This is a genomic window from Paenarthrobacter sp. AB444 (assembly GCF_028736865.1).
GTDB classification, from domain to species: Bacteria; Actinomycetota; Actinomycetes; order Actinomycetales; family Micrococcaceae; genus Arthrobacter; species Arthrobacter nicotinovorans_B.
In genome coordinates, this window is record NZ_JAQZBY010000006.1 from 59,113 (window position 1) to 69,168 (window position 10,056).

At 63.1% G+C, this 10,056-nt stretch carries 6 protein-coding genes and 1 tRNA gene; 1 reads left to right on the forward strand and 6 read right to left on the reverse strand.

Going from position 1 to position 10,056, the window contains the following annotated elements; all coding sequences use genetic code 11:
- Positions 1 to 74: 74 nt before the first annotated feature.
- From PQ627_RS09330 to PQ627_RS09340, 3 genes are all read right to left on the reverse strand, one after another.
- A tRNA-Met gene (locus PQ627_RS09330) sits at positions 75 to 148 on the reverse strand.
- 130 nt (positions 149 to 278) lie between these two features.
- Positions 279 to 3,269, reverse strand: a complete 2,991-nt coding sequence (locus PQ627_RS09335; RefSeq protein WP_144659752.1) for a UPF0182 family membrane protein — start codon at positions 3,267 to 3,269, stop codon at positions 279 to 281.
- 126 nt (positions 3,270 to 3,395) lie between these two features.
- Positions 3,396 to 4,550 (reverse strand): YlbL family protein, encoded by a 1,155-nt coding sequence (locus PQ627_RS09340; RefSeq protein WP_274260315.1) that lies wholly within the window; start codon positions 4,548 to 4,550, stop codon positions 3,396 to 3,398.
- A 214-nt stretch (positions 4,551 to 4,764) separates the two neighbouring features.
- Between PQ627_RS09340 and PQ627_RS09345 the strand changes: the two genes are divergently transcribed.
- Complete coding sequence (locus PQ627_RS09345) at positions 4,765 to 6,192, forward strand: zinc-dependent metalloprotease (protein ID WP_274260317.1); 1,428 nt, start codon at positions 4,765 to 4,767, stop codon at positions 6,190 to 6,192.
- Between the two features lie 46 nt (positions 6,193 to 6,238).
- Here PQ627_RS09345 and PQ627_RS09350 read toward each other — a convergent pair whose 3' ends face one another.
- Genes PQ627_RS09350 through nudC form a run of 3 tightly spaced genes read right to left on the reverse strand, consistent with a single transcriptional unit; the run spans position 6,239 to position 9,977 of the window.
- Positions 6,239 to 6,862, reverse strand: coding sequence for a M48 metallopeptidase family protein (locus PQ627_RS09350; RefSeq protein WP_274260318.1), 624 nt, complete (start codon positions 6,860 to 6,862; stop codon positions 6,239 to 6,241).
- Positions 6,862 to 8,994, reverse strand: a complete 2,133-nt coding sequence (locus PQ627_RS09355; protein WP_274260320.1) for an ATP-dependent DNA helicase UvrD2 — start codon at positions 8,992 to 8,994, stop codon at positions 6,862 to 6,864. Before PQ627_RS09355 ends, PQ627_RS09350 begins: the two co-directional genes overlap by 1 nt.
- On the reverse strand, positions 8,991 to 9,977 hold the full coding sequence (gene nudC / locus PQ627_RS09360) for an NAD(+) diphosphatase (RefSeq protein ID WP_274260322.1): 987 nt from the start codon (positions 9,975 to 9,977) through the stop codon (positions 8,991 to 8,993). Before nudC ends, PQ627_RS09355 begins: the two co-directional genes overlap by 4 nt.
- Positions 9,978 to 10,056: the final 79 nt, after the last annotated feature.

The following is a 10,056-nucleotide window of genomic DNA, read 5'->3' on the forward strand; positions in this document are numbered from 1 at the left end:
GGATGTGAGAGAGGGGCTCTATGGGGAAACAAAAGGTCCGGATCAGTGAATACTGATCCGGACCTTTTCTCCAGTTGCGGGGACAGGATTTGAACCTGTGACCTCTGGGTTATGAGCCCAGCGAGCTACCGAACTGCTCCACCCCGCGTCGCAAGAACAACATTACCGTCCGGTGAATGTCAGACCAAATCCTGGCTACGTGATGTGCATCTCCCCCACACAGAAGGCCGGCACCTGCTCTCATTGGAGCAGGTGCCGGCCTTCAGGCGGCTTATGCCTTAGCTGCTCGGCGAGGGCGACGGTGTGGGCGTCGCGCTCGGCGAGGTCGTCGGCGTCGAGGTCGTCCCGAGTCGGGCCTCAGCGTCCACAGCCTTCTTCAGGGCTTCAGACAACTTGTTCTGCTGGTCGCCGTATCCGGCAAAGTCGCCCTTGGCCAGGGCTGCCTGCCCGTCCTGGATGGCCTTGTTTGCCGCATCCAGGGCTGCCTTGAGGTCAGCCTTGGCATCGGTCGGTCCTGCAGGCGGGGTTGTCGTTCCCGGAGGCGTAGCGGGCGTCTGGCCGTTGTTGGCCGAGTCCCCCGCGGTTGCTCCGGAGTTGCCACCGAACAACTGGTCCAGGGCCGCGTCAAGGGTCGGAGCGAAGCCGATCTTGTCACCGAAGGCTACGAGGACGCGCTGCAGGGTGGGGTACGACGTCTCACCAGTCGACTTGAGGTAAACCGGCTGGACGTACAACAGACCGCCACCAACAGGCAGTGTAAGCAGGTTGCCGTTCAAAACGTCCGAGGCACCCTGGCGCAGGAGGTTCAACGCCTGTGAAACCGTGGGGTCGGAGTTGAACTTGTTCTGGGCCTGTCCGGGACCAGGAACCTGGGTATCTGTCGGGAGCTGCAGGAGCCGCAGTTTTCCGTAGCTGTCCGCCTTCACTCCCTTGACGTTGCCGGCGTCCGAATCTGCCGCAAGGAAGCCATAGAGGATGTTCCTGGCATTACCGTTCACGGTTTGCGGAATGAACGAGGACGTCAGCTGGAAGGCGGGCTTTTCCTGGTCCGGCATTTGCAGCGACATGTAGAACGGCGGCTGCTTCACGGCCTCCGAGACGGTGGGGTCATTGGGAACGCTCCAGGCGTCGTTGTTCTGGTAGAAGCTGTCAGGGTCCGTCACGTGGTAGCGGCCAAGCAACTCACGCTGGACCTTGAACAGGTCCTCCGGGTAACGGACGTGGCTCATCAGATCGCCGGACATTTCGGAGTAGGGCTTGATGGTGGTCGGGAAGACCTTCTGCCACGCCTTCAGGATGGGGTCTTGGTCGTCCCAGGCGTAAAGGTTTACCGAACCGTCGTAAGCGTCAACGGTGGCCTTCACCGAGTTCCTGATGTAGTTCACGGAGCTGTTCGGCAGGGCCACCGTCCGGCCGGCGCTTGTCTGGGAATCGGCTGTCGCATTCTGCAGCTGCTGCGGCTGTGAGTACGGGAAGTACTGGCTGGTGGTGTAGCCATCGACGATCCACTTCACGCGGCCATCCACCACGGCCGGATAGGCATTGCCGTCGACAGTGAGGTAAGGCGCCAGTTTCTCCACGCGTTCGCGTGGGTTGCGGTCGTAGAGAATCTGGGACTCAGCGTTGACGCCGTCGGAGAGCAACAGATCCGAGGACTGGAACTTGATGGAGTAAAGAATCCGGTTCAGCCAGTTGCCAACGTTCGGTCCGCCATTGCCGTTGAACGTGTACTGGGTCTCTCCCCCACCCTCGCGGCTGGCGGGACGGTCCTGTTCACGGTTGGGCGCACCATCCGGGGCACCGACAATCGAATACTCCGGGGAGTTTTCGCCGAAGTAGATACGCGGCTCGTAGGTGGTGTCGTTACCCAGCACCCCGTTGGACGGGATCCCGGACTGCAGGAACTCCGGCTTGCCATCGGCAGTGAACTTATTGCCCTTCGCCGCTACAACGCCGTAGCCGTGCGTGTAGACGATGTGGCGGTTGACCCAGGTCTGCTGGTTGGCGCTCAGGCCATCCGGGTTCAGCTCGCGCACAGCGATCACGGTGTCCTGGACCTTGCCGTCCACCGTGTAGCGGTCCACGTTGAGGGTCTGCGGGAACTGGTAGTAGGGGCGGAATTGCTCGAGCTGGGCGAACGCCGAAGAGATGAGGTTCGGGTCCAGAAGCCTGATGTTTGCCGCCGTCTGCGCATCCGCGGCCAAGGCACCTGCTGTAGCAGTCGTCGTCGCGTTATAGGCGGATACATCAATCTTGTCCAGGCCGTACGCAGAACGGGTCATGTTGATGTTGCGGTTGATGAACTCGCGTTCGAGGGTGTTCTCCGAGGGACGCACCTGGAACTGCTGAATAACCCACGGGTAGACACCGCCGGCAAGGATTGCCGTGATGACCAGCATCGCGGTCCCAATAACGGGCAAACGCCAACGGCCGATCACTGCAGCAACAATGAACAAGATGGCTACCAAGGCGGCGGCCACTGCAAGAATTGCCTTGGTGGGGACAACGGCATTGACGTCCGTATAAAGAGCACCGGCCCAGCGACCCGAGTTGCTCTGGACGGTGGTGTACCTGTCCAGCCAGAAGTTGACGCCCAACAGAATCAGGAAGAGTGCGCCAGTGACTGCGATGTGGATCTGCGCCGCGCGGCTGGTAAAGATACCGCGCTCCATCAGCCGGATGCTGCCATAGAGGTAGTGCGTAAGGATGCCTGCGATGCCGGCCACCACGGTGATGCTGATCAGGAAACCGGTAACGAACCCGAGGAACGGCAAGGACATCAGGTAGAAGCTGATGTCGAGGTTGAACAGCGGGTCCGTTTGGCCGAAGGGCTGCTGGTTGAAGAACAGCAGGGCTTTCTGCCACTGGCTGGCGGCCGCGCTGCCGGCGAAGAGTCCGAACAGTATGGGCAAGCCGATCATGACTACCCTGCGTACCGGCTCAAGCTGGGCCTGGTAGCGGTTCAGGTTGTCCCGCGACTCCGCATCAGGAGCGTAGACGGGACGTGACCGGTAGGCAATCCTGATGGCGAAGAAAACGGCCGCGAACATCATCGCGAAACCGACCAGGAACGTGATGATCCTGGCGAGGTTTTCCCGAAGATACACTTCGAAGAAACCAAGCTGCTGGTACCAGAGGACGTCAGTCCAGACATTGGCGAAGAAAATGAACCCGACGACGGCCACGGCCACGACAATGAGCGTCGGAGTCAGGGCACCTCGTCTCAGCGGTGATCTTCCGGGCGGGTTGGTGCTGGCGGGACGGGACAAACTCTGTACCTCATTGGTGTCAGTGAACAGTCGGTGTGCGAGTACTTGACATTCTCTGCCGCTGGGCCATGGCGGAGGCCGTCATATATGCCACGAGTGGCGGTGGAGCTAAGTTCCACCGCCAGTCTAGTTGTTTGTGCAGGTGGGAAGGCCCGACGTGTCCTGCCCGGACCCCAACCGCTCCACGGCGGCGGTTGCATCTGCCAGCGTTTCGACTTTGACCACCTGCAGACCATCGGGAACATGGCCTGCGACATCTGAACAATTGGCGGCCGGGGCCAGGAACATCGTGGCGCCGTGTTGCCGGGCACCGATCATCTTCTGGGCAATGCCGCCAATCGCTCCCACGGCACCGTCCGCGGTGATGGTGCCCGTGCCGGCGACGTGCTTGCCACCCGTGAGATCCCCAGGAGTCAGGTTGTCCACGATTCCCAAAGCGAACATCATGCCCGCGCTGGGTCCTCCTACGTTGTCCAAGGAAATGCTGACATCGAAAGGAAAGGTGTAGTCGCTCGACAACAGCACGCCGAGAACGTAGCGGTCGGCCTGGTTCTTGGTGGGGGTGACAGTTTCCGTTACCAACGCGCCGTTGCGCTCCACCTCGACGGCGACCGGGGCTCCGGCGCCGGCGGCAAGTTCTGCCTGCACCACGCTCATCGAGGTGATGGCCTTGCCATTGATGGTCTTCAGGCGGTCACCCTCCTTGATTTTGCCGGCCGACGGCGACGGGTCGGACAGCCCGGCGACATCCAGCCGCTGCTCGAAAGGGATGTCCAGTTGCCGCAGGGCGGCGGCCACGGCGTTCTCCTGGGAGGTCTCCATCTCTATTTCGCCCTGTTGGACCGTCTGCTCCGCAGTGGTGCCCTTGGGGTAGATGAGTTCCTCGGGATACACCGCCTTGGAGCTGTCCAACCAGGCCCGGAAAACATCAAAAATTGTCGCGGGAGTCTTGGGACCGCCCGTCATGACGACGGTGGTGAGATCCAGGTTGCCTTTGGCGGGGAACGATTCATGGCCGGAGATGCTGATGACCGGTTTGTCGCCGTCCTTGCCCAAGGTGTTGAACGTGGGGCCGGCCGACTCGATCACGTAAGGGACAGGCAACGCTGCCGCCCCGATGCCAAGTGCCAAGGCGAGCAGGCCCGAGATCACCATGATCATGTAACGGCCATCGCGCGCAGGTGCCGGTGGCACCTGGGAGGGATCGGCGTCGGGCGTCTGGCGCTGATCCTGGCTCTGGCGCGAGGTGAAGGAGCCCTCGGGGCTGGGCGAAGTAAGCATTGAGGCCTCTCTTTTTCCGGCATGGGCTGACCGGTTTCCTGTGGCTTGCTGCCCCCGCGGGCGGCGACAGCACATACCAAGCATCAACACTACGCGGTGCGGGGTTGCTGTACTGCTTTGCCTACAGCGAACGACGCCGGGTCCGGGCAGACAGCGTTCCGACCGCGCGGTACGGTGAAAGAGATCACCAGCCAGTTCGACGATCGGCGGCACCATGACTTCCAACCCCAACAACCCGTCCAACGACGACGACAACCCCAAGGATCCGCTGGCGGAAATGCTGCAGAACCTCATGGGCGGTCAGGGCATGGGCAACATCGATCCCGCCGAACTGGCCAAGGCCGCCGGCCTGCCGAACGACCCCCAGCTTTTGCAGCAGATGTTCGCGCAGGTACAGGCCATGATGAGCTCAACGTCGGAAGGTCCCGTCAATTGGCAGCTGGCGCACGAGAATGCGCGCCGGGTAGCGGCAGCTGGCAGCGACCCCTCGGTCAACGACCAGCAGGCCCGGGAAATCGACGAAGCCCTGAGGCTCGCAGAACTCTGGCTCGATCCCGTTACCGATCTCTCGGCAACCGGACTGATCGGGCGTGCCTGGTCACGCGCTGAGTGGGTCGAAGCGACACTGGGGACCTGGAAGCGCCTGACAGAACCGGTGGCAAACAGCATTGCCAATGCGTTGTCCAATGCACTCACCCAGCAAATGCCTGAGGAAATGAAGTCCATGATGGGTGGCGCCTCGTCGATGTTGCAGAACATGGGCGGAGCCATCTTCGGAATGCAGTTGGGCCAGGCTATTGGAGCACTGTCCGCTGAAGTCGTCAGCTCAACTGACATTGGTGTGCCCTTGGCCGATCTCGAGATGGCACTTTTGCCGGCCAACGTCGCCAAGTTCGGCGAAGGACTCAGCCTTCCGGAGAACGACGTACGGCTGTTCCTGGCCGTCCGTGAAGCCGCGCATGCCCGCTTGTTCGTGCAGGTCCCCTGGTTGCGCGGCCACCTGTTGGGCGCCATCGAGGCATATGCCCGCGGCATCCACATTGATATGTCCCGTATCGAGGATTTGGCCCGCGACCTCGACCCCAGCAACCCCGAAGGCATCCAGGCCGCTTTGTCGCAGGGTGTCTTCACCCCGGAACGGACTCCGGTCCAGACGGCGGCACTGGAGAAACTCGAAACTGCCCTCGCCTTGGTGGAGGGTTGGGTTGACGAACTGACGGCAGAAGCCACCGCCAAGGTGTTGCCTTCCGCGACTGCCTTGCGCGAGACCGTCCGCCGCCGGCGAGCCACCGGTGGACCGGCCGAGCACGCTTTCTCCTCCCTCGTGGGCTTGGAGTTGCGCCCACGCCGGCTCAGGGAGGCTGCCACTTTGTGGGCCACCTTGAAGGAAGAGCGCGGCATCGCCGGGCGCGATGCCATCTGGCACCACCCGGACCTGCTGCCTACCGCCGAAGACCTGGATGACCCCCAGGGCTTCTCCGAACGACGGCGCCTGGCGGAAGCGAGCGAAAGCGAGGTTGACGATGCCCTGCAGAAACTCCTGAACGGCGGATACGACGAGGCCAGCGATGCTGAAGATCCGGAATCCTCAACGGACGGCTCCGGCCCGGATGACAACGATCCCCAGCCGCCCAGGAATTAGGCGTTAGCAGTGCGCAACGGCCACCGTGAACGGTGGCCGTTGCGCTTTAATCGGCGTGATCCGCGTCAGCGTCCGCGTGGCCGTTGTCCCCGCTGCCGGTAAGTCCCCTCGACGAAGCGAAGGCCACTCCTTCTAGGAAGGCTTTGGCGCGCTCGGTCTCCGGATACGCGGCAACGAGGGACCAAAATTGGGCGTTGTGCCCCGCGACCAGCAGGTGCGCCAGTTCGTGCACCAGGACGTAGTCAATCACCCACTGGGGCATGGGCTGGAGCTTGTCGGAAAGCCTGATGCTGCCGTCCGCGGGAGTCGCCGAGCCCCACCGCGTGTTCTGGTTGCCAACCCAGCGCACAGAGGTAGGCACTGCCCGTCCGCCAAGGTAGGTGCGTGAAAGATGGGCTGCATGCTCAGCAAGTACCTCATCGGTGGCGGGCCGGCGCTTGCTCCTGCCCGATCCCTGCTCACCCTGCTTCTTGAGCTTTGCCAGCATCCGACGGACCCATTCCCGCTCTTGGGACGTGGTGAAGCTCGCGGGGATGGCCACCACCGCGTTGCCGTCCTCCCAAAAAGCGGCGACAGTTCGACGCCGTCTGGCAGATCGGCGAACCACCACGGGAGCGCCGTCGTCGGTCACCCGGGGTACGCCGGTATCTCCGGAACGTGCGCCTGCCATCAGAGGACAGCATTCTCTGCGAGGACCGCCAAGACAGCCTCGCCGTAGCGTTCAAGCTTGGACGGGCCAATACCGGCCAAACCCGCCAGTTCCTCAAGGGAGGTGGGCTTGGCCTCGGCGATCGCCGTCAGGGTCGCGTCGGTAAACACCACGTAGGCCGGGACGTCGGCTGACTTTGCCTCCTCCTTGCGCCACTGCCGCAGGGCGTCGAAGGTCTGTTCCTCGTAGGAGGGAGGGCACTGGTTGCAGCGGCCCACCTTCCGCTCGGCGCCGGTGGCGAGCATGCTGCCGCACACCCTGCACGACGCCGGTGCTGCAGCTTTGCGTCGCATCGGACCGGACCCGCTGCGTGCGTTCGCCGACGCCACGGAGTCGGGGCGAAGCCCGTCGAGGAACCGCGAGGGTTTACGGTTGGCCCTCCCGCCAGGCGTGCGCGCGGTGGACCATGACAGGCTCAGATGTTCACGCGCCCGGGTGATGCCCACGTAGAGGAGCCTGCGTTCCTCGTCCACGTCCTCGGGTGAGTCCGCAAAAGAAATCGGCATCAAACCTTCGCTGAGGCCCACCAGGAAAACGGCGTCCCATTCCAGGCCTTTGGCTGAGTGCAAGGAAGCGAGTGTGACTCCCTGGACCGTGGGGGCATGTTGCGCCACCGAGCGTTCCTGGAGCTCATTGACGAACTCCGCCAACGTGAAAGACTCACCGCGGCTGACGGAGAGCTCGTCGGCCAGGGCGACCAAGGCTGCCAATGATTCCCACCGCTCGCGCAGGGCTCCCCCGTTGTGCGGGGCGACATCGGTATAACCCAAGGACGCGACAATATCCCGGACGATCTGTCCCAGGGGCTCCTGTGGTCCCTCCGCCACGGCCCGGGTGGCCGCGCGCAGTTGCAGGATGGCGTCACGGACTTCCTTACGCGCGAAGAACCGCTCTCCGCCGCGGAGCTGGTAACCGATGCCGGCCGAGGCCAGCGCCTGTTCATAGGCCTCGGACTGACCGTTGGTGCGGAAGAGAATCGCGATTTCACTCGCCTGGACGCCGGCGTCGAGCAGCTCCTGGATCCGGCCCGCCACCACAGCGGCCTCGGCTTCGTCATCAGGGCACTCCATGAACCGCGGCTCGGGACCGGCGGGACGTTGGGCGACGAGCTTGAGGGGCGGCGCCCACGCAGCATCGGCAACGGGTCCCCCGCTTCGCCGGGACCCCAGGAGCTCGTTGGCCAGTTTCACCACCTGTGGCGTAGACCGGTAGTCGCGGATGAGCTTGACCACGTTCGCTTCCGGGAATTGGGCCTTGAAACCCAGCAGGTGCTTGGGCGAAGCTCCCGTGAAAGAGTAAATGGTCTGGCTCGCGTCCCCCACCACGCACAATTCGTCTCGGCCGCCGAGCCACAAATCCAGGAGCCGTTGTTGAAGCGGCGAAACGTCCTGGTATTCATCCACCACGAAATGCCGGTACTGCTCACGAACAGTCGCCGCCACTTTCGGGTCTTCCTGGAGAATCCCCACGGTGATGAGCAGAACGTCCTCGAAATCGATGACATTGCGGTCGGTCTTGATGTCCTCATAGGCCTGGAACACCCTTGAGACAGCGGTAAGGTCGAAACCCCCGGGCGTCCCGCGGCCCTGGGCGTTCTCAAGGTAATTGGCAGGAGTCAGCATGGAGACCTTGGCCCACTCGATCTCCGCCGCCAGGTCCCTGATGGAGGCCCGGTCCGTGCTGAGCCGAAGACGGCGCGACGCCTCAGCGATCATGTTGGCTTTGTGGTCCAAGAGATTCGGCAGGGTACCGCCGATGGCTTGAGGCCAGAAAAACTGCAACTGACGCAGTGCGGCCGCATGGAAGGTGCGGGCCTGCACGTTCGGCACGCCAAGGTCGCGGAGCCTACTGCGCATCTCGGCAGCAGCGCGCGCGGTGAAGGTCACTGCCAGCAGCCGCTGGGGGCTGTAGACCCCGGAGTGGACCCCGTACGCAATGCGATGGGTGATGGCACGCGTCTTTCCCGTACCCGCACCGGCAAGCACGCACATGGGGCCGGTCAGGGTGCTCGCTACCTCGCGTTGCTCGTCATCCAAGCCGCCAAGGATCCGCTCCTCAAGCGAGCCACCGGCGTCGAAAAAACCCTCCGTCACGGCTCGAGGTCTTCGATGACGCCGCCGTACCAGTGCTCGATCAAAGAACGTGCAATCGAAAGCCGCGTGGAGATGGTGATGTCGCCACGGAGCACGGCTTCCTGCAGCTCGTCCCGGCTGAACCACCGCGCGCGGGTGACTTCCACGCCGTCGGGCCTGGCAACGGTGTCGTCCGTAGTGGCAGTGAAGCCCAGCATGAGCGAGGCAGGAAACGGCCACGACTGGGAGCCAAGGTACTGGCAGGCCGTGACACGCACACCCACTTCTTCCCCGATTTCCCGAACCACAGCTTGTTCCAGTGATTCACCGGGCTCAACAAAGCCGGCCAGGGTTGAGTAGTTCTTGGCGTCAACAGGTCCCCCGCCACCCAAAAGGAGCCGACCATCCGGCCCCACGACGGTGACGATGATGGCTGGATCTGTCCGCGGATAGTGTTCCGAGTTGTCTTTGGGGCAACGCCGGACCCAGCCGCCCGCCTCGACGTCCGTGGGACTGCCGCACTGCGGACAGTGCGTGTGGGTTGCATGCCAATTCGAAATGGCACTGGCCTCAATGAACAACGCGGTGTCCATGGCGTCCAGGCTGCCTGCGACTTCCCGGAAACCGGCCCACTGGACATCCGAAGGGATCGTAGCCGTGCCCGCGGCCGGGGGCTCAGAGGTAGTGAAGAGCAGGACCTGGGTGCCCTCAGGCAACGACGACGATGCCAAGGTGGTCCCCAAATAGATGGCGGCAGCACCGGCGTCGGACTCTTTAAGGGCTGCCCAAAGCGAGGTTGCATCGCCGAACCAGAGACCGTCGGCAGCGACCAGCGCCTTGCGCTGGGAAATCACCATGGCCTTGGACGTGCCCGAGGCGATGGCATCTTCAACCATGCCCGGCTTCATGCGGACAACCGAGCCGCGATCCACCATGGCAGGGCGGACGGGAAGAACAGTGTCCATCAGGTGGTTGGCAAGCGCCGGCGACTCGGTATGACTCATGTATCTACCGTACTGACTCACACCGACAAAAAACATTTGAAAGGGTCCCCGCATGTGGACAGCAGGGCCCGGAGGCGGA